Origin of the sequence: Streptomyces sp. NPDC046831, from assembly GCF_040645305.1 — a bacterium.
In the GTDB taxonomy this organism is placed as follows: Bacteria; Actinomycetota; Actinomycetes; order Streptomycetales; family Streptomycetaceae; genus Streptomyces.
Genome location: NZ_JBEYXZ010000008.1, coordinates 150,053 through 176,028, shown reverse-complemented (window position 1 = coordinate 176,028; position 25,976 = coordinate 150,053). Strand labels below are relative to the sequence as shown.

At 73.3% G+C, this 25,976-nt stretch carries 17 protein-coding genes and 1 pseudogene; 13 read left to right on the top strand and 5 right to left on the bottom strand.

Features of this window, described 5'->3' with window-relative positions; translation table 11 throughout:
* Nucleotides 1-69 precede the first annotated feature (69 nt).
* The 3 genes from ABZ920_RS10595 (at nucleotide 70) to hflX (ending at nucleotide 6,171) form a co-directional block, all read left to right on the top strand.
* Nucleotides 70-2,331: an HD domain-containing protein gene (locus tag ABZ920_RS10595; protein ID WP_361501364.1), complete on the top strand. Its 2,262-nt coding sequence runs from the start codon at nucleotides 70-72 to the stop codon at nucleotides 2,329-2,331.
* Between the two features lie 588 nt (nucleotides 2,332-2,919).
* Entirely contained in the window at nucleotides 2,920-4,509 is a 1,590-nt protein-coding gene (locus ABZ920_RS10590; protein ID WP_361501361.1) for a M1 family metallopeptidase, read from the top strand.
* A 171-nt stretch (nucleotides 4,510-4,680) separates the two neighbouring features.
* Nucleotides 4,681-6,171: a GTPase HflX gene (gene hflX, locus ABZ920_RS10585; protein WP_361501358.1), complete on the top strand. Its 1,491-nt coding sequence runs from the start codon at nucleotides 4,681-4,683 to the stop codon at nucleotides 6,169-6,171.
* 131 nt (nucleotides 6,172-6,302) lie between these two features.
* On the opposite strand, the gene ABZ920_RS10580 is transcribed toward hflX, so the two are convergent.
* Entirely contained in the window at nucleotides 6,303-7,529 is a 1,227-nt protein-coding gene (locus tag ABZ920_RS10580) for a hypothetical protein (protein WP_361501355.1), read from the bottom strand.
* A 966-nt stretch (nucleotides 7,530-8,495) separates the two neighbouring features.
* On the opposite strand from ABZ920_RS10580, the gene ABZ920_RS10575 reads away from it, so the two are divergent.
* Both ABZ920_RS10575 and ABZ920_RS10570 read left to right on the top strand, forming a co-directional pair.
* Nucleotides 8,496-9,359 carry a GNAT family N-acetyltransferase gene (locus ABZ920_RS10575; RefSeq protein ID WP_361501456.1) on the top strand — a complete coding sequence of 288 codons (864 nt, stop codon included), beginning with the start codon at nucleotides 8,496-8,498 and terminating at the stop codon, nucleotides 9,357-9,359.
* A 76-nt stretch (nucleotides 9,360-9,435) separates the two neighbouring features.
* Nucleotides 9,436-11,412 carry an ATP-dependent DNA helicase gene (locus tag ABZ920_RS10570; protein ID WP_361501352.1) on the top strand — a complete coding sequence of 659 codons (1,977 nt, stop codon included), beginning with the start codon at nucleotides 9,436-9,438 and terminating at the stop codon, nucleotides 11,410-11,412.
* Nucleotides 11,413-11,576: 164 nt separating this feature from the next.
* Here the strand turns inward: ABZ920_RS10570 and lexA are convergent, their stop codons facing one another.
* Nucleotides 11,577-12,356 carry a transcriptional repressor LexA gene (gene lexA / locus ABZ920_RS10565; protein WP_361501349.1) on the bottom strand — a complete coding sequence of 260 codons (780 nt, stop codon included), beginning with the start codon at nucleotides 12,354-12,356 and terminating at the stop codon, nucleotides 11,577-11,579.
* A 598-nt stretch (nucleotides 12,357-12,954) separates the two neighbouring features.
* Between lexA and nrdR the strand changes: the two genes are divergently transcribed.
* Both nrdR and ABZ920_RS10555 read left to right on the top strand, forming a co-directional pair.
* Nucleotides 12,955-13,509: a transcriptional regulator NrdR gene (gene nrdR / locus ABZ920_RS10560; RefSeq protein ID WP_361501346.1), complete on the top strand. Its 555-nt coding sequence runs from the start codon at nucleotides 12,955-12,957 to the stop codon at nucleotides 13,507-13,509.
* Nucleotides 13,510-13,667: 158 nt separating this feature from the next.
* Nucleotides 13,668-16,559: a vitamin B12-dependent ribonucleotide reductase gene (locus tag ABZ920_RS10555; RefSeq protein ID WP_361501343.1), complete on the top strand. Its 2,892-nt coding sequence runs from the start codon at nucleotides 13,668-13,670 to the stop codon at nucleotides 16,557-16,559.
* A 60-nt stretch (nucleotides 16,560-16,619) separates the two neighbouring features.
* Here the strand turns inward: ABZ920_RS10555 and ABZ920_RS10550 are convergent, their stop codons facing one another.
* On the bottom strand, nucleotides 16,620-17,153 hold the full coding sequence (locus ABZ920_RS10550; protein ID WP_361501340.1) for a TerD family protein: 534 nt from the start codon (nucleotides 17,151-17,153) through the stop codon (nucleotides 16,620-16,622).
* Between the two features lie 157 nt (nucleotides 17,154-17,310).
* Here ABZ920_RS10550 and ABZ920_RS10545 point away from each other — a divergent pair, with 157 nt between their 5' ends.
* The 6 genes and pseudogenes from ABZ920_RS10545 (at nucleotide 17,311) to ABZ920_RS10520 (ending at nucleotide 21,807) form a co-directional block, all read left to right on the top strand.
* On the top strand, nucleotides 17,311-17,916 hold the full coding sequence (locus ABZ920_RS10545) for a YdbC family protein (protein WP_361501337.1): 606 nt from the start codon (nucleotides 17,311-17,313) through the stop codon (nucleotides 17,914-17,916).
* 130 nt (nucleotides 17,917-18,046) lie between these two features.
* Nucleotides 18,047-18,706 carry a histidine phosphatase family protein gene (locus ABZ920_RS10540; protein ID WP_361501334.1) on the top strand — a complete coding sequence of 220 codons (660 nt, stop codon included), beginning with the start codon at nucleotides 18,047-18,049 and terminating at the stop codon, nucleotides 18,704-18,706.
* Between the two features lie 12 nt (nucleotides 18,707-18,718).
* The gene (locus tag ABZ920_RS10535) at nucleotides 18,719-19,627 is read left to right on the top strand and encodes an ADP-ribosylglycohydrolase family protein (RefSeq protein WP_361501331.1); all 909 of its coding nucleotides are present in this window, start codon (nucleotides 18,719-18,721) and stop codon (nucleotides 19,625-19,627) included.
* A gap of 75 nt (nucleotides 19,628-19,702) precedes the next feature.
* Nucleotides 19,703-20,325, top strand: a pseudogene (locus tag ABZ920_RS10530) (TetR/AcrR family transcriptional regulator).
* An 82-nt stretch (nucleotides 20,326-20,407) separates the two neighbouring features.
* Nucleotides 20,408-21,109 carry a ribonuclease HII gene (locus ABZ920_RS10525; protein ID WP_361501328.1) on the top strand — a complete coding sequence of 234 codons (702 nt, stop codon included), beginning with the start codon at nucleotides 20,408-20,410 and terminating at the stop codon, nucleotides 21,107-21,109.
* Between the two features lie 68 nt (nucleotides 21,110-21,177).
* On the top strand, nucleotides 21,178-21,807 hold the full coding sequence (locus ABZ920_RS10520) for a hypothetical protein (protein WP_361501325.1): 630 nt from the start codon (nucleotides 21,178-21,180) through the stop codon (nucleotides 21,805-21,807).
* Between the two features lie 577 nt (nucleotides 21,808-22,384).
* Here ABZ920_RS10520 and ABZ920_RS10515 read toward each other — a convergent pair.
* Nucleotides 22,385-22,999, bottom strand: coding sequence for a hypothetical protein (locus ABZ920_RS10515; RefSeq protein ID WP_361501322.1), 615 nt, complete (start codon nucleotides 22,997-22,999; stop codon nucleotides 22,385-22,387).
* 394 nt (nucleotides 23,000-23,393) lie between these two features.
* Nucleotides 23,394-25,559, bottom strand: a complete 2,166-nt coding sequence (locus tag ABZ920_RS10510; protein ID WP_361501319.1) for a RecQ family ATP-dependent DNA helicase — start codon at nucleotides 25,557-25,559, stop codon at nucleotides 23,394-23,396.
* Between the last annotated feature and the right edge of the window lie 417 nt (nucleotides 25,560-25,976).

Sequence of the window (25,976 nt, the reverse complement as noted above, 5' to 3'; positions counted from 1 at the left end):
CGCCACCACCCCTGTGCCGCGGCACAGCCTGGGGCACCCGTCCGCCGGTCCACGCAGCCGGAGGTGCCCATGAGTGCGGATGCCACGAACCCTGCGGCGCCGGGCGCCGTAGTACCCACAGCGGCCCGCAGGAGGGCCCTGCCCCGGATCGACCTGCGCCGCCTCGGCCGGGCGGCGCTGCTCGGGCCCACGGCCCGCGACCGGCTGCCCGACGCGATCGGCCACGTCGCCGAGGCCCACCGGGCCCACTTCCCCGACGCCGACCTCGAACCGCTGCGCCGCGCCTACGTCCTGGCCGAGTCCTCGCACCGCGGCCAGATGCGCAAGAGCGGCGAGCCGTACATCACCCACCCGCTGGCGGTCACCCTCATCCTCGCCGAACTCGGCGCCGAGACGACGACGTTGACCGCCTCCCTGCTGCACGACACCGTCGAGGACACGGACGTGACGCTGGAGCAGGTGCGTGAGGAGTTCGGCGAGGAGGTGTGCTATCTCGTCGACGGCGTCACGAAGCTGGAGAAGGTGGAGTACGGCGCCGCCGCCGAACCCGAGACCTTCCGCAAGATGCTCGTCGCCACCGGCAACGACGTACGCGTCATGTCGATCAAGCTCGCCGACCGGCTGCACAACATGCGCACCCTCGGCGTGATGCGGCCGGAGAAGCAGGCCCGCATCGCCAGGGTGACCCGGGACGTCCTCATCCCGCTCGCCGAACGGCTCGGGGTGCAGGCGCTCAAGACCGAGCTGGAGGACCTCGTCTTCGCGATCCTGCACCCCGAGGAGTACGAGCACACCCGGGAGTTGATCGCCGAGAACGCCGCCCGCGCCGACGACCCGCTGGCCGAGGTCGCCGAGCAGGTCCGCGGTGTGCTGCGCGAGGCCGGCATCCCCGCCGAAGTCCTCATCCGGCCGCGGCACTTCCTCTCCGTGCACCGGGTCGCCCGCAAGCGTGGCCGGCTGCGCGGGTGCGACCTCGGCCGCCTGCTGGTGCTGGTCGGCGAGGACGCCGACTGCTACGCGGTCCTCGGCGAACTGCACACCTGCCTGACGCCGGTCGTCTCGGAGTTCAAGGACTTCATCGCCGTCCCCAAGTTCAACCTGTACCAGTCGCTGCACACCGCCGTCGCCCTGCCTCCCGCCCCCGCCGACGAGCCGGGGGGCACGTCGGCGGCCCGCCAGGTCGTCGAAGTCCTCATCCGCACCCACCAGATGCACAGGGTCGCCGAGGCCGGCGTCGTCGCGCTCGGCAACCCCTACGCGCCACCGGCGTCCGACGACCCGGCGGACGGCGAGCGCGCCGACCCCACCCGGCCCGGTTGGCTCTCCCGCCTCCTGGACTGGCAGCGGGCCGCGCCCGACCCCCACACCTTCTGGTCCACGCTGCGCGCGGACCTCGCCCAGGACCGCGAGATCACCGTCTTCCGGCCCGACGGCGGCACGCTCGGCCTGCCCGAGGGCGCCACCTGCGTGGACGCCGCCTACGCCCAGTACGGCGAGGACGCGCACGCGTGCATCGGCGCCCGCGTCAACGGCCGTCTCGCGACGCTGAGCACCGTCCTGAGGGACGGCGACACCGTCCAGCCCCTCATGGGCCAGGACCCGGCCTCCGAGCCGTCCCGGGAGTGGCTGGACCACGCGCACACCCCGGCCGCCCGGATCGCCATCCAGCGCTGGCTGACGGCGCATCCGGCACCGGCCGGCGGCGAGGCGGCGGACGAGGGCGACGGGACGTCCGACGGTGCGCCCCGCGCGGCGGACGGGGGCGGCGGGACGTCCGGCGGTGCGCCCCGTGCGGCGGACGGGAGCGCGGAGGCCGGTGCCTCCGGGCGCCCGGCCGACGGCTCCGCCCAGGCGCCGCCCGCCCCTCGGCCCGGCGCGGCGAGCGTGGTGGTCGACGACCGGCCGCGCGCCGCCGTCCGGCTCGCGGGCTGCTGTACGCCGGTCCCGCCCGACGAGGTCACCGGCTTCCCCGTCCGCGGGGGAGTGGTCACCGTGCACCGTGTCGAGTGCGGCGCGGTGGCGCGGATGCGGGAGGCGGGGCGTGCGGAGGTCGGGGTGCGCTGGGGCGACACCGCCGAGTGCCGGGTCACGCTGCTCGCCGAATCGTTCGGCCGCCCGCATCTGCTCGCCGATCTCACCGAGGCCATCGCCCTGGAGGACGTCGAGATCATCTCGGCGACCGTCGCACCGCCCGCCCAGCAGCGCGTCCGCCACACCTACACCCTCCGCCTCCCGGACGCCGCCCGGCTCCCCGCCCTGATGCGGGCCATGCGGAACGTGCCGGGCGTCTACGACGTCAGCCGCACCCAGCCGCCCCCGCACAGCGGCTGAACGGCCGGGCGGCGTTCCCCGGCGGGCGCGTCCTCGCAGGTGCCCGCCAGTGCATCCACCGGTCAGCCTCTGCGGCCGCCACGGGGTGGCGGTTCGGTGTACCTGCCGGCGTCGGGCGGCCGGTTCCGATGTGCTCGGTGCCGGCGTCGGACGGCCGGCCCACGCCGGGGTCCAGGGGCGTCGAGCGCGTCGAGTGCCGAGCGGCCGGTTCGGTCCGGCTTGCCTGCGCGGGCGTCGGGCGGCCGGCCCGACGTACCCGTGCGGGCGCCGGGTTCGGTTCGCCGTCGTGGGGGAGTGGACGTCGAGCATGTCGGGTGCCGCGCGGCCGGGGTCTGATCCGGCCCGCCAGCGCAGGGGTTGGGCGGCCGGTCCGGATGTCCCCGTGCGCGCGCCGGGCGGTCGGGCCGGTCGCCTCCGTGGGGCAGCGGCGGGAGCCACGTTCCGGGACTGCCCGCGCGGGCGTCGACCCCCAGCCCCGCGCCCCAGGCACTGAAGGGTCGTCACCCCGCGCTCGGCATGGCCCCGTTCGGGTGGGCCCCGGCGCGCGTCGCCGCCGTACAGTGCGTCCGCGCTGGTAGCGGTGGCTGCATGCCGCTCACCCTCCACCGGCCCCAGCAGGCCGGTCCCAGCGCCCCGTCACCCGGCTCCGGCCTTCTCCCGCCCCCGGCCCGCGCCTCCCGGCCCCGTCCCGCGGCCCGCCGTCTGCGGGCTGTGCTCCTCGCCCCGGCCGTCGCCGTCTGCCTCGTCGCCGCGAGCGCCCCCGCGGAACCGCTGGGCGTCGGCGACCGGCTCTTCCCGTACCTCGGGAACCCCGGGTACGACGTGGCCTCGTACGACCTGTCCTTCGCCTACTCCGGCAGCAACAGCGAGCCGCTGCAGGCCGTCACCACGATCGACGCCCTGACCACCAGGCGACTGGACCGCCTCAACCTGGACTTCGCGCACGGCACGGTGCAGTCGGTGACCGTCGACGGCCGGCCCGCGGACTTCACCAGCGCCGGCGAGGACCTGGTCGTCACCCCCGGCACGCCGCTGCCGCAGGGCGGCTGGACCCGCGTCACCGTGCGCCACACCAGCGACCCGCGCCCCGCCCAGGGCCGGGACGGCGGCTGGGTGCGCACCCGCGACGGCCTCGCCATGGCCAACCAGGCCGACGCCGCCCACCTGGTGTTCCCCTGCAACGACCACCCCTCCGACAAGGCGATGTTCACCCTCCGCGTCACCGCGCCCGAGGGCTACACGGCCGTGGCCAACGGCCTGCCGGCCGGCGTCGACCGGCACGGCGGGGCGACGACGTGGACGTACCGGACCCGGCACCCCATGGCGACCGAACTGGCCCAGGTCTCCGTCGGCCGCTCCACCGTGCTGCGCCGCACCGGACCGCACGGGCTGCCCGTGCGCGACGTCGTGCCCACCGCGGACCGCCGGGCGCTCGAGCCGTGGCTGGCCAGGACCCCCGGTCAGATCGCGTGGATGGAGAGCAAGGTCGGGCCGTACCCCTTCGAGACGTACGGCGTGCTCATGGCCTCCGCCGCCACCGGCTTCGAGTTGGAGACACAGACCCTCTCCCTCTTCGAGAAGGAGCTGTTCACCAAGCCCGGCCACCCCGCCTGGTACATCGAGTCGATCATGGTGCACGAGTTGTCCCACCAGTGGTTCGGCGACAGCGTCACCCCGCGCACCTGGTCCGACCTGTGGCTCAACGAGGGGCACGCGACCTGGTACGAGGCCCTGTACGCCCAGGAGGCGGCCGGCAGGTCCCTCCAGGACCGCATGAAGGCCGCCTACGGCGCCTCCGACGGCTGGCGCGCGGCCGGCGGCCCGCCGGCGCTGCCCAGGCCGCCCGAGCCCGGCAGGAAGATCGGCATCTTCCGCCCGAACGTCTACGACGGCGCCGCGCTCGTCCTCTACGCGCTGCGCCAGGAGATCGGCGAGCCCGCCTTCGACCGCCTGGAGCGGACGTGGGTGCGGGAGCACCGGAACGGCACGGCGGACACGGCCGACTTCGTCCGCCTGGCGTCGGACGTCTCCGGCCGCGACCTGAGCGGCTTCTTCCAGGCCTGGCTCTACGGGGCGAAGACCCCGCCGATGCCCGGCCACCCCGACTGGAGGCCGGCGGCCGTCAAGGCGGCGGGGGAGACCCCGCACACGGCCGCGCACCGCGGAGCCCGGCGATAACACCGTGACGAGACGGGCCGTGCCGTGCGACCATCATCAGGCCGGCGCGGCACGGCACACGGGAATGTCCCGGGGTGCCTGTGCGTTGTGATCAGTGACGGACCGGCCGTGCGGGCCGGCGGGCCGCTGCTCGCCGCCGCACGACGCCACCCCCAACGACGTAAGGACCCAATGACCTCCTCTTCTTCCTCTTCCCAGGCCACCAAGCGCCTCGTGCACACCCACCCCGAAGGACTTCGGGCCGATGCCCTGATGGAAGAGGACGTCGCCTGGAGCCTCGAGATCGACGGAGACCGGGACGGCGAGCAGTTCGACCGCTCCGAGCGCGCGGCCCTGCGCCGTGTCGCGGGCCTCTCCACCGAGCTCGAGGACGTCACCGAGGTCGAGTACCGGCAGCTCCGTCTGGAGCGGGTCGTGCTCGTCGGCGTCTGGACCTCGGGGACCGTGCGGGACGCGGAGAACTCCCTCGCCGAGCTCGCCGCCCTCGCGGAGACCGCGGGCGCGATGGTGCTCGACGGTGTGATCCAGCGCCGCGACAAGCCCGACGCGGCGACCTACATCGGTTCCGGCAAGGCCGGCGAGCTGCGCGACATCGTCCTGGAGACGGGCGCGGACACCGTCATCTGCGACGGTGAGCTCAGCCCCGGCCAGCTCATCCACCTCGAGGACGTCGTCAAGGTCAAGGTCATCGACCGTACGGCGCTCATCCTGGACATCTTCGCCCAGCACGCCAAGTCCCGTGAGGGCAAGGCGCAGGTCGCGCTCGCGCAGATGCAGTACATGCTGCCGCGGCTGCGCGGCTGGGGTCAGTCGCTGTCCCGGCAGATGGGCGGCGGCAGCGGCGGCCTCGCGACGCGTGGTCCCGGTGAGACCAAGATCGAGACGGACCGGCGGCGCATCCGCGAGAAGATGGCGAAGATGCGCCGGGAGATCGCGGACATGAAGACCGGCCGCGAGATCAAGCGCCAGGAGCGGCGCCGCAACAAGGTGCCGTCCGTCGCCATCGCCGGCTACACCAACGCCGGCAAGTCCTCCCTGCTCAACCGCCTCACGGGCGCGGGTGTGCTGGTCGAGAACGCCCTGTTCGCGACCCTCGACCCGACCGTGCGCCGGGCCGAGACCCCGAGCGGCCGGCTCTACACGCTGGCCGACACGGTCGGTTTCGTCCGGCACCTGCCGCACCACCTGGTCGAGGCGTTCCGCTCCACCATGGAGGAGGTCGGCGACTCCGACCTGATCCTGCACGTGGTGGACGGTTCGCACCCGGACCCGGAGGAGCAGCTGGCCTCCGTGCGCGAGGTGATCAGGGACGTCGGCGCCACCGACGTGCCCGAGATCGTCGTGATCAACAAGGCGGACGCGGCCGACCCGCTGGTCCTCCAGCGGCTCCTGCGGATCGAGAAGCGCTCCATCGCCGTCTCGGCCCGCACGGGCCGGGGTATCGCGGAGCTGCTCGCGCTCATCGACGACGAGCTGCCGCGGCCGTCCGTGAAGATCGAGGCGCTCGTGCCGTACACGCACGGCAAGCTGGTCGCGCGGGCCCACACCGAGGGCGAGGTGATCTCCGAGGAGCACACCGCGGAGGGCACGCTGCTCAAGGCGCGGGTGCACGAGGAGCTGGCCTCGGACCTCTCACCGTACGTACCAGCCGCCGCGCTCTGACCGACGGCACGAAGGCCCGCCCCCTCAGCGAGGGGGCGGGCCTTCGGCATACCGCCGTCAGCGCAGGAAACCTGAGCCCGGCGGCGTGTTGCGGCCTCCGCCGGGGCAGGAATCCCCCCGCCGTCCGGCGATCACCGCCCGGCGAACTTCCCGCTGACCGAGTCGTACACGCCCTTGGCCACCGGGCCCAGGCGCGGACCCGCCAGCCAGCCCGACGTCACCGGACCGATCGAGGTGTTGGAGACCAGCGTCGGCCTGCCGTCCCGCCCGGTCGCCACCCAGCCGCCGCCGGAGGAACCGCCGGTCATGGTGCAGCCGATGCGGTACATCGTCGGCGCCGCCGTGTCGATGGACAGCCGGCCCGGCTTGTCCTGGCACCGGTACAGCCGCTGGCCGTCGTACGGCGGTGCGGCCGGGTAGCCGGTCGCGGTGACGCTCTCCACCTCCGGCACGGCCGGGGCGTCGAAGCCGACCGGCAGCGCCGCGCCGACCGTCTCCTCCAGCGACGTGCCCGTGCCGCCCTTCTCCGGCGTCACGTGGATGACGGCGAAGTCGTACGCCGCGCCGTCGCCGCCGGTCGAACCGCCCTGCTCGATCCACTGCTGCGAGGTCTGCGCCCAGTCGCCCCACCACACGCCGTACGGAGCCACCTCCTCGCGGGCGGCGTCCTGCAGCTCGGCGACGCCGAGGCCCGAGTCGTTGTACGACGGCACGAAGGCGATGTTGCGGTACCAGCCGCCCTTCTTGCCGGCGTGCACGCAGTGGCCGGCCGTCCACACGAGGTTCGACTTGCCCGGGTGGGCCGGGTCCTTCACGACCGTCGCCGAGCAGACCATCGTGCCCTCGGGCGAGTCGAAGAAGACCTTGCCCGCCGTGGCCGCGTTGGCGTGGTAGGTCGGCGGCACGGACTGCGCCCGCACCGGCGCCGGCGTCGGATCGGTGACGCCCTGGTCACCGGAGAGGCCGCTGGTGTCGACGCCCCGGTCCGGGTCCTCGGCCCGGCGCATGCGGTCCGGGTCCCACAGGCCCTTGATGATCGGGTTGATGAACTCGTCGGCCTCACGCAGCCAGTCGTCCCGGTCCCACTTCTTCCAGGCGCCGTTCTTCCACTTGTCGATGTCGATCCCGTGGTCCTTGAGCTTCTGCCTCAGGTCGTCCGGGATCTTGATCTTCCCGTCGTCGCCGGCGGTGGCGGTGGCGGAGGCGGTGGCCTTGCCGTCCGCCTCGGCGCCGCCCGAGTCGCACGCGGTGGCGGTGAGCGCCAGCGCCGAGGCCAGGGCGACGGCCGCCGGCACGGGGGAGGTCCCGCGGCGTGCGCCTCCTCGGCGTGCGGCGAAGAACGGGCGTATCGGGCGCATGGTCTGACTCCCCCTGAGGTCGGCGAACTCGGTGGTGCGGCCGTGCGCTGCCGCCGGACTCGGGTCGAGCCCAGGGCTTTCCACGGCGAGCGGGAACGGCATCACACCCTATGCGCTCGCTGTGGGGGCCTTCCGACGGAACGGCAACGGTTGCGTCACGGCAAGGATCTTGAGGCGACCCGTAACCGTGCGGGCGGTCCGGGGTTGTAGCGGTGGGGGTCCCGCTGCCCGCGGCCGGGACTCCCGTGCCGATGGCGGCAACTCGCCCTTGGAGAGCCGGAGGACAGGGAGCCGTGACCGTGACGGATTCTTCGCCCGACGGGTGCGTGTCCACGCGGGCACGTGCCCACGAGGGCGCCCCGCGGCGCCAGTCGGCGCGCGAGCCGGCGGCACGCACCTAGCGCGCGCCCTGCCCCGCCTCCGTTCGTCCCCGAGGGCCACGCCCCACCCGTCTCCCGAGAGGAGCGCGCCATGCCTCCCGCCGACACAGGCGCCGGCCACGCCCCCGCCTCCGGAACCGCTCCCGCGGGCCCACCCGGTGCCGTTCCCGGCGGCGCCCCGAACGAGAACGGCACCGCCCGCCCCACCGACCGGGACCCGACGGACACGGCCCTCCTCACCGGCCCGGACGCCTCGGGCACGGCGCTGCCCGCCGGCCCCGGCGCGGAGGGCGGCGCGTCCTCCCGCACCGATCCGGACAAGACGGGTACGGCCTTCCTCGCCGGCCCGGACGCCGCGAGCACGGCGCTGCCCGCCGGCCCCGGCGCGGAGGGCCCGGTGACCCCCGGTCCCGACACGACCGGCGCCGCGCCCGGCCTTCGCACGGCGGACCCGGTCCTCCGTACCGGCTCGGACGCAGTCGGCGCCGTGCCCGACACCGGCTCGGACGCAGTCGGCGCCGTGCCCGACACCGGCCCGGACGCAGTCGGCGCCGTGCCCGACACCGGCTCGGACGCAGCCGGCGCCGTGCCCGACATCCCTGCCGCTGCCCAGCCGGGCGGCAGCGACAGCGGTGGCGGCAGCGACAGCGACGGCCACAGCGACGGCGACGTCGAGGACACGCTCGACCTGCACCTGCCCGACGAGTTCCTCGCGCTCTTCAGGGGCCCGACCCGGACCGGCACCGATCCCGGGGCCGATCCGGAGCGCCCGGCCGCCGTACCGGCCCCCGTACGCACCGGCGCCGTGGCGCAAGGCGGTGGCAGCCCGCTCCCGCCGCACTCCGCACCGCACCCCTTCGCCCGCACGCCCCTCACGGAGGACCTGCTCGACGGCGTGGGCGACTGGGGGCCGGTCGACACGCCCGCCGGCGTGTTCGAACTCGTCCGCGTCCGCCTCGACCGCGACCTCCCGGTCGTCAGCCGCTGGATGAACGACCCCGCCGTCGCGGCGTTCTGGCAGCTGGCCGGGCCCCGCAGCGTGACCGAGGCCCATCTGCGCGCCCAACTCGACGGCGACGGACGCAGCGTGCCCTGCCTCGGCCTGATCGGCGGCGCACCGATGAGCTACTGGGAGATCTACCGGGCGGACCTCGACCCGCTCGCCCGGTACTACCCGGCCCGGCCGCACGACACCGGTGTCCACCTCCTCCTCGGCCGGGTCGCCGACCGGGGCCGGGGACTGGGCGGCATCCTGCTCAGAGCCGTGGCCGACCTGGTGCTGGACCAGCGCGCCGCCTGCGTCCGCGTCGTCGCGGAGCCCGACCTGCGCAACACGCCCTCCGTGGCCGCCTTCCTGAGCGCCGGCTTCCGGTTCTTCGGCGAGGCCGAGCTGCCGGCGAAGCGGGCGGCGCTCGTGATCAGGGAGCGGTCCCTGCGCCACCGGCTGTGAGCCGGTCCGATCCGTTCCGCTCGAACCCCGCCTTGATCGCCCGTTTGTCAGTCCCGCGCCGTAGGGTGGTCGCGCTATGACGAAGCCCTCTCTCCCCGATCTCCTGCACGCCGCCGTCACCGCCGTCGGCGGCACGGAGCGCCCCGGCCAGGTGACCATGGCCCAAGCCGTCGCGGACGCCATCGACGACGGTTCGCACCTGCTGGTCCAGGCCGGTACCGGCACCGGCAAGTCACTGGGCTACCTGGTGCCCGCGCTCGCCCAAGGGGAGCGGGTCGTCGTGGCGACCGCCACGCTCGCCCTGCAGCGCCAGCTCGTCGAGCGGGACCTGCCGCGCACGGTGGAGGCCCTGCACCCGCTGCTGCGCCGCCGCCCCGAGTTCGCCATGCTCAAGGGCCGGTCGAACTACCTGTGTCTGCACCGCCTGCACGAGGGCGTGCCGCAGGACGAGGAGGAGGGCCTGTTCGACCAGTTCGAGGCGGCCGCGCCCACCAGCAAGCTGGGCCAGGACCTGCTGCGCCTGCGCGACTGGGCGGACGAGACGGAGAACGGCGACCGCGACGACCTGACGCCCGGCGTGTCCGACCGGGCCTGGGCGCAGGTATCGGTGTCGTCCCGGGAGTGCCTGGGCGCCTCGAAGTGCGCCTACGGCGCCGAGTGCTTCGCCGAGATGGCCCGCGAGCGTGCCAAGCTCGCCGAGGTCGTCGTCACCAATCACGCGCTGCTCGCGATCGACGCCATCGAGGGCGCACCGGTCCTGCCGCAGCACGAGGTGCTGATCGTCGACGAGGCGCACGAGCTGGTCTCCCGGGTGACCGGGGTCGCCACCGGCGAGCTCACGCCCGGCCAGGTCAACCGCGCGGTGCGCCGGGCGGCGAAGCTGGTCGACGAGAAGGTCGCCGACCAGCTCCAGACCGCGGCCGAGGGCTTCGAGCGGCTGATGGAGCTCGCCCTGCCGGGCCGCCTGGAGGAGATCCCGGAGGACCTCGGCTACGCGCTGCTCGCGCTGCGCGACGCCTCCCGCAACGTGATCTCCGGGCTCGGCTCGACCCGCGACAAGTCCGTCCAGGACGAGGACGCGGTCCGCAAGCAGGCACTGGCCTCGGTGGAGACCGTGCACGACGTGGCGGAGCGGATCACCAACGGGTCCGAGTGGGACGTCGTCTGGTACGAGCGCCACGACCGGTTCGGCGCCTCGCTGCGCGTCGCCCCGATGTCCGTGTCGGGTCTGCTGCGGGAGAAGCTCTTCGCTGACCGCTCCGTCGTCCTGACCTCGGCCACCCTCAAGCTCGGCGGCGACTTCAACGGCGTCGGTGCCTCCCTGGGCCTCGCCCCGGAGGGCACGGAGGGGGACGACCTGCCGACGTGGAAAGGTGTGGACGTCGGCTCGCCGTTCGACTACCGCAAGCAGGGCATCCTGTACGTCGCCAAGCACCTGGCCCGTCCGGCGCGGGACGGCGACCGGGCGGACATGCTGGACGAGCTCACGGAACTGATCCAGGCCGCGGGCGGCCGGACGCTGGGCCTGTTCTCGTCGATGCGCGCCGCCCAGCTGGCCGCGGAGGAGCTGCGCACCCGGATCCCCGAGTTCCCGATCCTCCTCCAGGGCGAGGAGACACTGGGCGAGCTGATCAAGAACTTCGCGGCGGACCCGAGGACCTGCCTGTTCGGCACCCTGTCCCTGTGGCAGGGCGTCGACGTCCCCGGCCCCAGCTGCCAGCTGGTCGTCATGGACAAGATCCCGTTCCCGCGCCCGGACGACCCGCTGATGAGCGCCCGGCAGAAGGCCGTGGAGGACGCGGGCGGCAACGGCTTCATGGCGGTGGCCGCCACGCACGCGGCGCTGCTGATGGCGCAGGGCGCCGGCCGTCTCGTACGGGCCACGGGGGACCGCGGTGTGGTGGCGGTGCTGGACCAGCGGCTGGCGACGGCCCGCTACGGCGGCTTCCTCAAGGCGTCGCTGCCCGACTTCTGGTTCACCACGGACCGCAACCAGGTCCGCAGGTCGCTGGCCGCGATCGACGCGGCGGCGCGGCAGGCGGAGGAGAAGTGATCGTGGGGTGGCGCGTCCGCAGGCCCGGGACGCGCCACCCCACGACCGGGAGGAGGTCCGTCGCCGGCCCCGGCACGGCACCTCATCCGGTCCCGGCACAGCACTTCAGCACAGCACAGGGCCCCGGAACCGGCGCAGAGGTTCCGGGGCCCGGTCTCGGGGGGTCAGACGCGCCGCAGTACGGCCACCACCTTGCCGAGGATGGTCGCGTCGTCACCGGGGATCGGCTCGTAGGCCGAGTTGTGCGGGAGGAGCCACACGTGGCCGTCCTCGCGCTTGAAGCGCTTGACGGTGGCCTCGCCGTCCAGCATGGCGGCCACGATGTCGCCGTTCTCCGCGACGGGCTGGCGGCGGACCGTGACCCAGTCGCCGTCACAGATCGCCGCCTCGATCATCGAGTCGCCGACGACCTTCAGGACGAACAGCTCGCCGTCGCCGACCAGTTGCCGGGGGAGCGGGAAGACGTCCTCGACCGACTCCTCGGCCAGGATCGGGCCACCGGCCGCGATCCGGCCCACGAGGGGGACGTAGGACGCGGCGGGCTTGCCCGCCGTGTCCGTGGGCTGCACCGTGGCGGCCTGGTCGGAGCCGCGGACCTCGTACGCCCGGGGGCGGTGCGGGTCGCGGCGCAGGAAGCCCTTGCGCTCGAGCGCCATCAGCTGGTGCGCGACCGAGGAGGTGCTGGAGAGGCCGACGGCCTGACCGATCTCCCGCATCGACGGCGGGTAGCCACGACGCTGCACCGAGTCCCGGATGACCTCGATCACCCGGCGCTGCCGGTCGGTCAGTCCGGAGCTGTCCGCCCGGATCCCTGGAGGTCGGCCCGGCAGGGAGCGCTTGTGCCCCTCGGGATTCGTGGCTTCGTTCATCGCGTGCACCGGCTCCAGTCGGCCCTGGGAGCGGTCCTGGGCAGTGATGGTGGCACTGTCTGCGGTGGTGGTCACGTCGGCCCCTCTCGATGGTCTCCCTGCTGCACAACGGTAGATGGTTTCGAAAGGTTGCGCCAAACACACGTTCGAGTGAAAAACGGCGGATCGTCTGACTTGATCATGTGTGCTGGTGTATGGCCTACGGTGCCCGGCGTGCGAAAGGGCGCATGGTTGTACTCTTCACCGCCGGGGTGGCGACCTCGTGGGTGCCGCCCCAGTCTGCCATCCGGTGCCCCCTTCGCCGGGGACCCGCTCCCGCTGTGTTGGCGAGTGGCACGGATCTTTCGTGGGGCGCTCACGGTATCCCCGCCGGACCGCCGCGCGGTACGGGTGCGCACCGCCGTGTTTCCCGCGGCGCCCCGGGGGCAGACGATGCCCGCCGCGCCCGGACGGGGACGTGCGCCGGCGCGCCGTTCCGTCCGCGACACGGGGCCCTTCACACGTATGTGCGAGCCAATCCCCCACATGTAGTGGTTGGATGGCTACAGCAGCCCAAGTGTTGTGGTCCCCCGGGTCTCCGGCCCCTCGATCATCGCCTATGCTTGGGGCTGCTTCGCGGGGCTCCTGAGCCCTGACGAGGCTATTGAGTCTGCTGTGAGGAGGGTTGGAGTCCATGCACTGCCCCTTCTGCAGGCACCCCGACAGCCGCGTGGTCGACAGTCGTACGACCGACGACGGCACGTCGATCCGCAGGCGCCGCCAGTGCCCCGAGTGCTCCCGCCGGTTCACGACCGTGGAGACGTGCTCACTGATGGTGGTGAAGCGGTCCGGGGTCACCGAGCCCTTCAGCCGTACCAAGGTCATCAACGGCGTGCGCAAGGCGTGCCAGGGGCGGCCGGTCACGGAGGACGCGCTCGCGCTGCTCGGCCAGCGGGTCGAGGAGGCCGTACGGGCCAGCGGAAGCGCCGAGGTGGCCGCCCATGACGTGGGACTGGCCATACTCGGTCCCTTGCAGGAGCTCGACCTCGTCGCCTATCTGCGCTTCGCCTCGGTCTACCGGGCCTTCGACTCGCTCGAGGACTTCGAGGCCGCCGTCGCGGAACTCAGGGAGGGCGCGCGGCGCCCGTACGGCGACGACGGCGGCGACGCCGGCGCGGGGAGCCGGGAAGACGATCGCGGGTCCGCGGGGACGGCTGAGGTCCCCCTGCCCGCGAGTGCCGCCGACTGATCGGCGGGCCGGCCCGGGCGTGTCCGGACCGGCCGTGCGGCGGCGAGACAGGACCTGTTGCGGGCGGAGACGTGAGGGCGTCCGCAGCACCAGACAGAACACCGTGCCCTGGAAGAACGGGGCACTTCAGGGCGTTTTCGCCCGTACAGGGAGGCGGCATGACAGAGACGGCGAGCGGTCCGGCACGAGGTGCCCGCGCCAAGGGCGGCAGGACGGGCACCAAGGGGCTGCACATCGAGCGCATCCACACGACCCCCGGCGTGCACCCGTACGACGAGGTGGCCTGGGAGCGCCGTGACGTCGTCATGACCAACTGGCGCGACGGCTCGGTCAACTTCGAGCAGCGCGGCGTCGAGTTCCCCGACTTCTGGTCGGTGAACGCGGTCAACATCGTCACCAGCAAGTACTTCCGCGGTGCCGTCGGCACCCCGCAGCGCGAGACCAGCCTCCGGCAGCTGATCGACCGCATCGTGAAGACCTACCGGAAGGCCGGTGAGGACTACAAGTACTTCGCCTCGCCCGCCGACGCCGAGATCTTCGAGCACGAGCTCGCCTACGCCCTCCTGCACCAGATCTTCAGCTTCAACAGCCCGGTCTGGTTCAACGTCGGCACCCCGCAGCCCCAGCAGGTCTCCGCCTGCTTCATCCTCTCCGTCGACGACTCCATGGAGTCCATCCTCGACTGGTACAAGGAAGAGGGGATGATCTTCAAGGGCGGCTCCGGCGCCGGCCTGAACCTCTCCCGCATCCGCTCCTCCAAGGAGCTGCTCTCCTCCGGCGGCAACGCCTCCGGTCCCGTCTCCTTCATGCGCGGCGCCGACGCCTCCGCCGGCACCATCAAGTCCGGCGGTGCCACCCGCCGCGCCGCGAAGATGGTCATCCTCGACGTCGACCACCCCGACGTGGAGGACTTCATCGAGACCAAGGTCAAGGAGGAGGAGAAGATCCGCGCCCTGCGCGACGCGGGCTTCGACATGGACCTGGGCGGCGACGACATCACGTCCGTCCAGTACCAGAACGCCAACAACTCGGTCCGCGTGAACGACACGTTCATGAAGGCGGTCGAGCAGGGCGGCAGGTTCGGCCTGCGGGCCCGCATGACCGGCGAGGTCATCGAGGAGGTCGACGCCAAGTCCCTCTTCCGCAAGATGGCCGAGGCCGCCTGGGCCTGCGCCGACCCGGGCATCCAGTACGACGACACCATCAACCACTGGCACACCTGCCCGGAGTCCGGCCGCATCAACGGCTCGAACCCCTGCAGCGAGTACATGCACCTGGACAACACGTCCTGCAACCTGGCCTCGCTGAACCTGATGAAGTTCCTCGACGACGACGGCAAGGGCGACCAGTCGTTCGACGTCCAGCGCTTCCAGAAGGTCGTCGAGCTGGTCATCACGGCGATGGACATCTCCATCTGCTTCGCCGACTTCCCGACCCAGAAGATCGGCGAGAACACCCGCGCCTTCCGCCAGCTCGGCATCGGCTACGCCAACCTCGGCGCCCTGCTGATGGCGACCGGCCACGCCTACGACTCCGACGGCGGCCGGGCCCTGGCCGGTGCCATCACCTCCCTGATGACCGGCACCGCGTACAAGCGCTCCGCCGAGCTGGCCGCGGTCGTCGGCCCGTACGACGGCTACGCCCGCAACGCCCAGCCGCACCTGCGCGTGATGGAGCAGCACGCCGACGCCAACGCCACCGCCGTGCGCATGGACGACCTGGACACCCCGGTCTGGGCCGCCGCCACGGAGGCCTGGCAGGACGTGCTGCGCCTCGGTGAGAAGAACGGATTCCGCAACTCCCAGGCCTCCGTCCTCGCGCCGACCGGCACCATCGGCCTCGCCATGTCCTGCGACACCACCGGTGTCGAGCCGGACCTCGCGCTGGTGAAGTTCAAGAAGCTGGTCGGCGGCGGCTCGATGCAGATCGTCAACGGCACCGTCCCGCAGGCCCTGCGCCGCCTGGGCTACCAGGAGGAGCAGATCGAGGCGATCGTCGCCCACATCGCCGAGCACGGCAACGTGATCGACGCCCCCGGTCTCAAGCAGGAGCACTACGAGGTGTTCGACTGCGCCATGGGCGAGCGCGCCATCTCCCCGATGGGCCACGTCCGCATGATGGCCGCGATCCAGCCCTGGATCTCCGGCGCCATCTCCAAGACGGTCAACATGCCGGAGACGGCGACCGTCGAGGAGGTCGAGGAGATCTACTTCGAGGCGTGGAAGCTGGGCGTCAAGGCGCTCGCGATCTACCGCGACAACTGCAAGGTCGGCCAGCCGCTCTCCGCCAAGAAGAAGGAGGAGACGAAGACCGAGACCGCCGAGGAGCCGCAGGCCGCGGTCGAGAAGGTGGTCGAGTACCGCCCCGTGCGCAAGCGTCTCCCGAAGGGGCGTCCCGGCATCACCACCTCCTTCACCGTCGGCGGCGCCGAGGGCTACATGACCGCCAACTCCTACCCGGACGACGGTCTCGGCGAGGTCTTCCTGAAGATGTCCAAGCAGGGCTCGACCCTCGCGGGCATGATGGACGCCTTCTCGATCGCCGTCTCGGTGGGCCTGCAGTACGGCGTGCCGCTGGAGACGTACGTCTCGAAGTTCACCAACATGCGCTTCGAGCCGGCCGGCATGACGGACGACCCGGACGTGCGGATGGCGCAGTCGATCGTCGATTACATCTTCCGCCGCCTGGCGCTGGACTTCCTGCCGTTCGAGACGCGCTCCGCCCTCGGCATCCACTCCGCCGAGGAGCGCCAGCGCCACCTGGAGACCGGTTCGTACGAGCCGTCCATCGACGAGGACGAGGTGGACGTCGAGGGCCTGGCCCAGTCGGCGCCGCGCCAGACCGACCTCAAGGCCGTCGCCACGCCGAAGGCCGACGCCGAGGCGGCCAGGCCGGCCCCGCAGCAGGCGCACACCAGCGCCGAACTGGTGGAGATGCAGCTGGGCATCCAGGCCGACGCCCCGCTGTGCTTCTCCTGCGGCACGAAGATGCAGCGCGCCGGTTCGTGCTACATCTGCGAGGGCTGCGGCTCGACCAGCGGCTGCAGCTGATCCGGCCGCGAGGTGAGAAGGGGCGCCGGCTTCGGCCGGCGCCCCTTCCCCGTTGCCCGGTCAGGACGGGTGCGCGCCGCCCATGGTGCGCACGAAGTCGGCCGGGTCGTCGTCGAAGCCCTTCAGACCGGGCCGGAAGACCCAGTTGCCGTCCTCGTCCCGCACGAACTCCGCCACGGTCGCCGCGGTCGCGCCGAGTATGCCGCCGAAGTCGTCCTGGGCCAGCACGGAGTAGCCCTCGCGGATGCGCAGCCCCGGGTTGAGGACGTCGACGAAGGTGCGGTGTCCGTTCCGCTGCTGGATGACGGCGCCGACCAGCACGCGCGCGTACCGGCCGTCGAGCCGTCCGAGCTCCAGCGTCATCACCTCGTCCCAGCCGAAGCCCTGGCCGTCCGTGCTGTCCCGGTTGAGGTAGATCGTGCCGTCGGGCGAGCGGCTGTCGAAGTGCACCACGTAGGCGGGCGTCCCGTGCATGTCGCCCGCCGTGTAGGTCGCGGCCACCAGGTCCAGGTCGGTCGGCGGCTGCCCCGACGGACTCGGATCCCACCTCAGCGCGACCTCGACCTTGCGGATTCCCTTGCTGAGCCCGCTCACGGACTCCCCCTTCTCGCCGGTCCTGTGCCTCCCCCTGCCCCAACTTCCCGGCGCCAGAGGCTCGTTGTCCATCGTGCCACGTACGCGGGTGCCCGTGCGCGGGTGCTGTCCCCGCGAGCGTGGCCGGCGTCGCGCTCCCTGGCCTTACCATGGCGCGGTGCTGGTCAAGTGGATTCGCTGCACCGTGGTGGACCGCCGCGGTTTTGAACGCGGGCAGCGGAAGTGGGCGGGGCTGCCGGGGGAGCCGGGTTTCCGGGGACAGGGCGGCGGGTGGAGCCGGGTGCGGCCGGGGGTGGCGCACATCGTCGCCTTCTGGGAGAGCCGTGCCTTCTACGACTCCTTCATGGCCCGCTCCCACGACCGGCTGGCCGCGGCCCAGGCCGGCACGTTCAAGGACGCGCGGGTCAGGCTCTTCGACCACCGCTTCGACGTGAAGACGGGCTTCGAGCCGCGCTTCACGGACGCCGACCTGCTGCGGGTGGCCCTGTGCCGGGTGCACGAGGAGCGCGCCGAGCACTTCACGCTGATGCAGGAGAAGGTGTGGAACCCGGCGATGGCCGGCTCGCCCGGCATGGTCCGCGGTCTGTTCGGCGAGGCGCCGGGCAACGAGTTCCTGGTGCTGTCGATGTGGCAGTCGTCCGCCGAGCACGGCAAGTACCGCGCCGAGCGCATCGAGCGGCTCGCGCTGCGGGCCCAGACGGAGGCCGACGTCGCGGCCATGACGGGCGACATCGTCGAGCTCGAACCGAGCTGGACGGTATGACCGCGGAGGGTGGGATTCCGTGCGGTGGCCGTGTGCGCTGTGTGGCGCACGGCTACCGCACTGTGTGACCTACGCCGTACGGGGCCGCTTCGAGTCTTCGATCGGCCGTCACCCGATCTAGTGTTTTGGCATGGCACGACCACGGCGCATCGTCCTTGTCCGGCACGGCGAGTCAACGGGCAATGTTGATGACTCCGTGTACGAACGCGAGCCCGACCACGCCCTGGCACTGACCGAGCGCGGCCGGCAGCAGGCAGAGGAGGCGGGCAAGACGCTGCGGGAGGTGTTCGGGCGGGAGCGCGTGAGCGTCTACGTGTCGCCCTACCGCCGCACCCATGAGACCCTGCGCGCCTTCCACCTCGACCCCGACCTCGTACGGGTGCGGGAGGAACCCCGGCTGCGCGAGCAGGACTGGGGGAACTGGCAGGACCGCGACGACGTGCGCCTGCAGAAGGCCTACCGGGACGCCTACGGGCACTTCTTCTACCGCTTCGCCCAGGGCGAGTCCGGCGCCGACGTCTACGACCGGGTGGGCGGCTTCCTGGAGAGCCTCTTCCGCAGCTTCGAGGCGCCGGACCATCCGCCCAACGTGCTGCTCGTGACGCACGGCCTGGCGATGCGGCTGTTCTGCATGCGCTGGTTCCACTGGACGGTCGCCGAGTTCGAGTCCCTGTCCAACCCGGGCAACGGCGAGATGCGCACCCTCGTCCTCGGGGACGACGGCCGGTACACGCTGGACCGGCCGTTCGACCGGTGGCGGGATCCGGAACCGTACGGAATCACCGGATAAAGTGGCGAAGCGATGACCTCTGACCCCTTCCCCGGCGGGCGCCTGGAGCGTGCCCTGGCGAGCCTGCGCGGACTGGCGGTGGGAGACGCGCTGGGCTCGCGGTTCCTCGTCCCGGCGCACTACCCGCTGCTCCGCAGCCGTGCGCTGCCGCCCGGTCCGTGGCGGTGGACGGACGACACGGAGATGGCGTGTTCCGTGGTCGCCGTCCTGGCCGCGCACCAGCGCGTCGACCAGGACGCCCTGGCCCGGTCGCTCGCCGAGCACCACGGCGCCGGCCGGGGTTACGGCGCGGGGACGGCCAGGCTGCTGGACCGGCTGCGCGAGGGCGGTGACTGGAAGGTCCTCGCGCCCGCCTTGTTCAAGGGCCTCGGATCGTGGGGCAGCGGAGCCGCGACCCGGATCGCCCCGCTCGGCGCCTGGTACGCGGACGACCCGGAGCAGGCCACCCACCAGGCCGAGATCTCCGCCTACCCCACGCACCAGCACCGCGAGGCCGTCGTCGGCGCCATGGCCGTCGCGGCGGCCGCCGCGCTGAACGCGTCCCCGGCGGGTCCCCCCGATGCCGGGGCGCTGCTCGACGGCGTCATCGCCCTCGTGCCGGCCAGGAGCGCCGTCGGCGCCGGTCTGCGGCGCGCCCGCGACATGCTCGACTACGCGGACGTGGCCACCGTCGCCGCCGTCCTCGGCTGCGGACGGCGCACGTCGGCGCACGACACGGTGCCCTTCGCGCTGTGGTCGGCCGCGCGGGCCCGCGGCGACTACGAGGAAGCGTTCTGGACGACCGTCCGGGCCGGCGGTGACGTGGACACCACGTGCGCCGTCGTGGGCGGGGTGCTCGCCTCGTCCGGTGCGGGCGCCCCGCCAGAGGAGTGGGTGCGGCGCACGGAGCCCCTGCCGCGGTGGGTGCCGGCGTCCGCGTGAGGCTCGCCGCGGGCCGGGCGGGACCAGCCGATGCCCGGCCCCGCCGTGCCGCCGAGGGTCAACGTGTAGGCGAAGATGGTCACCTCCCGCCGGACGGCAGCCCCCGCTCGGCCGGCCGCCCCGCGCCGACGCGGCGCCGTGCTCGAACGCGCGATCCTCGACGCCGCGCTGGAGCAGCTCGGCACCGTCGGCTGGAAGGGCCTGGCCATGGACGGGGTGGCCGCCGTCGCGCAGACCGGCAAGGCCGCCGTCTACCGCCGCTGGCCCTCCAAGGAGGTTCTCGTCGCGGACGCCCTGCAGGCCGGCCTGCCCCGGCTCGACGAGGCGCCGGACCTGGGCAGCGTGCGGGAGGACCTCCTCGCGCTGTGCCGCCGGGCCCGCGCGGCCATGTTCTCGCTGCCCGGCTTCGCCCTTCGCGCTGTGATTCACGAATGCATCCTGCGCAGGTGGAACGCTTCCACGGCGTGATCGTCGAAGGGGTGGCCCAGCCCACCGTCACGTTGCTCCGAGACGTGATCACCCGGGGGATCGCAAGGGGATGGGTCCGCCGCGACGCCGTCGACGGCTACGCCCTCGACGCCATCCCGGTCATGATGATGTACCGCTCCAAGATGTGCGGCAGCGAATGGAGCGACCCGGAACTGGAGGAGCTGATCGACCGTCTGATGCTTCCGCTGCTGCGGCCGGCCGGTCCCTGACGGCACGCGCGCACCCTCGCCGGGGAGCGCGGGGAAACCGGGGTGTCGCGGCCGGATCGGGGCGGCGTACGCTAGGGGCGCCATGCCGTACGAACCCCCTACCCACACCGTCGAGCGCTCCCTGCGGGCCACGACCGGAGCGAAGGTCATTGCCGGTGTCGACGAGGTGGGGCGCGGCGCGTGGGCCGGCCCCGTCACCGTCTGCGCGGCGGTCACCGGACTGCGCCGGCCGCCCGTCGGCCTCACCGACTCCAAACTGCTCACCGTGAAACGGCGGACCGAACTCGCCGAGGTGCTGCAGGCGTGGGTGACCGCCTACGCCCTCGGGCACGCCTCCCCGGAGGAGATCGACGACCTGGGCATGACGGCCGCGCTGCGGCTGGCGGCGGTGCGCGCCCTGGAGGCGCTGCCCGTGCGCCCCGACGCAGTCATCCTCGACGGCAAGCACGACTACCTCGGCACGCCCTGGAAGGTGCGCACGGTCATCAAGGGCGACCAGTCGTGCGTGGCGGTCGCCGCCGCCTCGGTCATCGCCAAGGTCCACCGCGACAAGATGATGGCCGAACTGGGCGCGGACCACGCAGACTTCGCCTTCGCGGCCAACGCCGGCTATCCGTCGCCCGTGCACAGGGCGGCGCTGGCGGAGCGGGGGCCCACCCCGTACCACCGGCTGTCGTGGGCGTATCTTGATGCGCTGCCCCGGTGGCGGCACCTCAAGAAGGTCCGCAGCTGGGCGGAGGGAAACGTTCCGGGGATCGAGGGTCAGCTCGGCTTCGACTTCTGACGATTCCGCCCGTTCCGATGTGCCACCCGCCCACGCGGGCCGTACCGACGTTTGATAGACATCAGCCCATGCCTCTCCTTCCCGAGGAGCCTCAGATTCACGAGAGTGCCCAGGGTCCCCGCGCCACTCCGGCCACCGGCCGCACCGCGCCGACCCCCCGTCCCGTCCCCGGCCCCCGCCCCGCGGCTCCGCCGCGCCCCGGCCGTCCCGGGCCCCTGCGCCCCGCGCCGCCGGTGCAACGTGCGCCGCGGGAGGGAGCGGCGGCCAGGCCCGGACCGTCGAGGCCCGCCGCTCCGGCGGCACCGGCGGCCCCGCAGATCCAGCTGATCCCCGCCCCCGTCGACGGCGCCCTCGACGCCGCCGAGGAAGCGGTCGACCTGCTTCTGGAGTCGGGCCGCGCCCCCGGCGACGTCCTGGTGATCACCACCGGCGAGCCGCACCCGTGGGCCGCCCATGAGCTGTCCTTCGGCGAGGCGTCCTACTGGGCGCAGCACGACGCGGGCGACGACGTCTTCTACACGGACGCCGCCCTCGCCTCCCGTGCCGGGTCCCGTCCGGTCGTCGTGGTCGCCGTCAACGGCGGCCCCGAGACGGCGGCCGCCACGGTCCTGCCGCTGGCGCACACCCGGGCCGGTGCCCTGCTGATCGTCTGCGGCGACCCGCAGCAGATCAACGCGGTGCTGGGCGCGGGCGTCTGAGCCGCGTCCGCGCCGTGCGGGCAGCCGTACGGCGCGCTGTCGCCGGGGCCGCCCGGGTCGCCCGACTCTCCAGGGTGCGGCGGCCGGCCGGTTCCGGCGTGACCGGAGCGGGTGGTGGCGTGGCACGTCCGGTGGGCGGTGCGGAACCGTTTCCCCTGGAAGCCCGGATTCGCCCGGTTCCCGTGTAGACGGAAGGGCGTTGAACACGGAACCCGGGTGGGGCGGGCGGTGCGTGCCGGGCGCTTCCCGTGCCCGGCGGTTCCCATGGTCCGGCGGGCCGTTCACCCGGCCGGACCACAGGACCCGCGGGGGCGGGTCCGCCGACGACCCCTTGCCGGGCCGGACCCCGACCGCGGTCGAGCGGTCGCCCGGACGCGGGGCGCGCAGCGGTGACGGCGGAGCCGACGCCGCCGGACATGGCGGCGAAGCGCGGCGGGAAACGCGGACCGTGTCTGCGGACCGTCCGTTTCGCCGGCCGCTCCCTTCCGGACGGCGCGGACAGGGTCCGCCGCACCGACGGCGGACGTGCGGGCCACGGCGATGACGGCCGTGGCCGGACGGGCCCCGGGCGCCTGCCTCAGCGGGCCGCCGCTCGGCGCAGGACGTCCGACGGCGCGCCCCCGGTGCGCGGCGGCGGGGGCGGTGTCTCGGCGCTGCCGAGGGGCTCCGGCGGGGAGTCGGCGTTCGGCCGGCGGCCTCCGCGCCCCTCGCCGAGGACCTGCCAGCCGTCCCGGGTGAGCGTGACGTACGCCCCGCAGCGCAGCCCGTGCAGCGTGCAGGCGTCACGCAGTCCCCACATCCAGGCCCCGTCCTCCTCCGTCCAACGCGCGTCGCCCTCGCGGCAGTAGAGGAGTACGGCGGTGCGCACCGGAGTGCGGCGCCGCAGGTCGTGCGGGATGACCCGGCGCAACTGGGCGAGCAGCACGTTGCGGAACATCCAGCCGTCGGCGGGAGCCGGACGCGGGATGAACGAGGCGCTCGCCCGCAGTCGTTCGTCCGGGTCGAGCACCGCGATGACGGCGGTTCCCGGCCTGGGATGGTGCCGGGCGTGCAGTCCGCTGACCACGTCCCGGGGGTCGCGCAGCAGGGGGATGCCCGCGGCGGCCCACTCCGCGGGTTCGAGCACACGGTGGGCGGAGGCGGCGGACGTCGACAACGACGCCGCCGAGGACGGAGCGAATCCGAAGGTCACGTTCCTCCCTTCGGCTACGCGCCCACACTGCGGGCGGGGTCGGATTCGGGGGACCGCGCACCGCAGCAGAGCCCTACCGGACACGGCCGGGCCGTGCGGGGAGCGGACTTCAATTCTTCCTGTCGAACTGGGATGCGGCAACGAGCAATTGAAGCCGCCGGTCCTTTTCGGCTGACCCGTGGCTTATATCCCTACCCAGGGAGCCTCCGTGTGACGCCTGCCGTGTCGGGTCCGGCATGTTCCCGCCGTGCCGGCAGCCCGGTCGGAGAGTCCGCCCCACGGGCAGCGCGGGAACGGGGGAATTCCGCACCGCCGCGCCCTCGCGGCGCGGCGGAGCGGGGGCCGGCAGCTGGGACCCTCAGCAGCCTCGGCCGAGGACGGGCCGCGACTGCGTTCATCCCCGCACGGCCAGGACCAGTGGCAGCACGTCCTGCGCTCCCGATCTCCTGAGCAGGCGCGCGGCGACCGCGAGGGTCCAGCCGGTCTCGGTCCAGTCGTCCACGAGGAACACCGGTCCCGGGACGCCGTCGAGCGCGGAGGCGAGATCGGCCGGGACGGTCAGTGCCCCGTGAAGTGACTTCAGGCGCTGGGCGCTGTTGCTGCGGGGCAGGCGGGGCCCGTCGGCCGCGTACTCCAGGGTGCCGAGGAGCGGCAGCCGCCCGACCTCGGCGACGTGCGCGCCCAGGGAGTGGACCAGGCGGGGCCGGGTCCGCGAGGCCACGGTGACGACCCCGACCGGGCGTGGCGGCGCGTCCGGCGCCCCCGTGGCCCAGCCACCGGGTCCCCTGGCCCAGTCGGCCAGCACGCCGACCACGGCCCTCGCCACGTCCTCCGGCACGGGGCCGTCGGGCGCGTCGGGCGCGAGCATCGGCCGCAGCCGGTTGCCCCAGCCGATGTCCGACAGACGGCCCAGCGCGCGTCCCGGGGCGGCCTGTTCGGCGGCCGGGATACGCCCCTTGAGGTCGACGCCGATCGCCGGGAGGCCGGTCGGCCACATCCGGCGGGGCTCCACCTCGACGCCGGCCCGTCCGAGATCGACGCGCGCCGCGTCCAGCGCGGCCGTCGACAGGTCGGCGGTGAAGCGGGCGCCCGCGCAGTTGTCGCACCGGCCGCACGGCTTGGCGCTCTCGTCGTCGAGCCGGTGCTGCAGGAACTCCATCCGGCAGTCCGTCGTCGCCGCGTACTCGCGCATCGCCTGCTGCTCGGTCTTCCGCTGCCGGGCGACCCAGGCGTACCGCTCCGCGTCGTACGTCCACGGTTGCCCGGTCGCCACCCAGCCGCCCTTGACCCGCCTGACCGCCCCGTCCACGTCGAGGACCTTGAGCATGGCCTCCAGGCGGGAGCGGCGCAGTTCGACCAGGGGCTCCAGAGCGGGCAGCGACAGCGGTCTGTCCGCGCGGGCCAGCACGTCGAGCGTGCGGCGCACCACCTCTTCGGAGGGGAAGGCCAGTGAGGCGAAGTACTCCCAGATCGCCTCGTCCTCCTTCCCCGGCAGGAGCAGCACCTCGGCGTGCTCGACACCGCGGCCGGCGCGCCCCACCTGCTGGTAGTAGGCGATGGGGGAGGACGGCGAGCCGAGGTGCACGACGAAGCCGAGGTCGGGCTTGTCGAAGCCCATGCCCAGTGCGGAGGTGGCGACCAGCGCCTTCACCCTGTTCCCGAGGAGGTCGTCCTCCGCCTGCTGCCGCTCGGCGTTCTCCGTCTTGCCCGTATAGGAGGCGACCGCGTGCCCGCGCTGCCGCAGGAAGGCCGTCACCTCCTCGGCGGCGGCCACGGTGAGCGTGTAGACGATCCCGGACCCCGGCAGGTCGTCGAGGTGGTCGGCCAGCCATGCCATCCGGTGCGCGGCGTCCGGCAGGCGCAGCACGTTCAGGCTGAGGCTCTCCCGGTCCAGCGGGCCGCGCAGCACCAGGGCGTCCGAGGTCCCGCCGGTGCCCAGCTGCTCGGCGACGTCGGCGGTCACGCGCGCGTTGGCCGTGGCGGTCGTCGCCAGCACGGGGACGCCCGGGGACAGCTCGGTGAGCATCGTGCGCAGCCGCCGGTAGTCCGGGCGGAAGTCGTGGCCCCAGTCGGAGATGCAGTGGGCCTCGTCCACGACGAGGAGGCCGGTCGCGGCCGCGAGCTTGGGCAGGACCTGGTCGCGGAAGTCCGGGTTGTTGAGCCGCTCCGGGCTGACCAGCAGGACGTCGACCTCGCCGGCGGCGATCTCGCCCTGGACGGTGTCCCACTCCTCGGTGTTCGCCGAGTTGATGGTCCGGGCGTGGATGCCGGCGCGGGACGCGGCGTCCACCTGGTTGCGCATCAGCGCGAGCAGTGGGGAGACGATCACCGTGGGGCCGCTGCCCCGCGCCCGCAGCAGGGAGGTCGCCACGAAGTAGACCGCGGACTTGCCCCAGCCCGTGCGCTGGACGACGAGGGCGCGGCGGCGCTCGGCGACCAGTGCCTCGATCGCCCGCCACTGGTCCTCGCGCAGCCGGGCGGTGCCGGTGTCGTCGCCGACGAGCCGGGCGAGGACCGCGTCGGCCGCCGCTCGGAGATCCGCGTTGCTCGTGTGCTCCATGCGTTCCATACAACAGGACGGCGCCGACAAACGGGACCTGGGCCTGTGGACAACCCGCGCGGCGCCGAGCCGCCGGCCCGGTTTGACGTGTCCCTGGTCCGAGTTGTCCACAGGGCGAAGCGGAGTCCGTCGTTTCGCGAGATCGTCGGCGCATGACGAACCACGGCGAAACGACCGGATCATCCGAAACTGCTGAAAACGGCGACATCGCGGCGCGAACCGGCCCGAGTGGGTATCCGGTACGCGACGGGCGGGAAGCGCGGGACGAGCGAGAACCGCGGGACCGGCGGGGAGTACGCGACGGGGTCGCGGTACACGACGGAGCCGGGGGCCATGCGCGCGACGCCACGGTCCGTGGCGCGGCAGCGGGCGGCGGTCCCGCGGTGCACGGAGAACCGGCGGGCGGCCGGGCGGCGA

Excerpts from the sequence above, each read along its gene's own strand:
- ABZ920_RS10595 (WP_361501364.1), top strand. The coding sequence starts at position 70 with ATGAGTGCGGATGCCACGAACCCTGCGGCGCCGGGCGCCGTAGTACCC.
- ABZ920_RS10590 (WP_361501361.1), top strand. The coding sequence starts at position 2,920 with ATGCCGCTCACCCTCCACCGGCCCCAGCAGGCCGGTCCCAGCGCCCCG.
- hflX (WP_361501358.1), top strand. The coding sequence starts at position 4,681 with ATGACCTCCTCTTCTTCCTCTTCCCAGGCCACCAAGCGCCTCGTGCAC.
- ABZ920_RS10580 (WP_361501355.1), bottom strand. The coding sequence starts at position 7,529 with ATGCGCCCGATACGCCCGTTCTTCGCCGCACGCCGAGGAGGCGCACGC.
- ABZ920_RS10570 (WP_361501352.1), top strand. The coding sequence starts at position 9,436 with ATGACGAAGCCCTCTCTCCCCGATCTCCTGCACGCCGCCGTCACCGCC.
- nrdR (WP_361501346.1), top strand. The coding sequence starts at position 12,955 with ATGCACTGCCCCTTCTGCAGGCACCCCGACAGCCGCGTGGTCGACAGT.
- ABZ920_RS10555 (WP_361501343.1), top strand. The coding sequence starts at position 13,668 with ATGACAGAGACGGCGAGCGGTCCGGCACGAGGTGCCCGCGCCAAGGGC.
- ABZ920_RS10540 (WP_361501334.1), top strand. The coding sequence starts at position 18,047 with ATGGCACGACCACGGCGCATCGTCCTTGTCCGGCACGGCGAGTCAACG.
- ABZ920_RS10535 (WP_361501331.1), top strand. The coding sequence starts at position 18,719 with ATGACCTCTGACCCCTTCCCCGGCGGGCGCCTGGAGCGTGCCCTGGCG.
- ABZ920_RS10525 (WP_361501328.1), top strand. The coding sequence starts at position 20,408 with ATGCCGTACGAACCCCCTACCCACACCGTCGAGCGCTCCCTGCGGGCC.
- ABZ920_RS10520 (WP_361501325.1), top strand. The coding sequence starts at position 21,178 with ATGCCTCTCCTTCCCGAGGAGCCTCAGATTCACGAGAGTGCCCAGGGT.
- ABZ920_RS10510 (WP_361501319.1), bottom strand. The coding sequence starts at position 25,559 with ATGGAGCACACGAGCAACGCGGATCTCCGAGCGGCGGCCGACGCGGTC.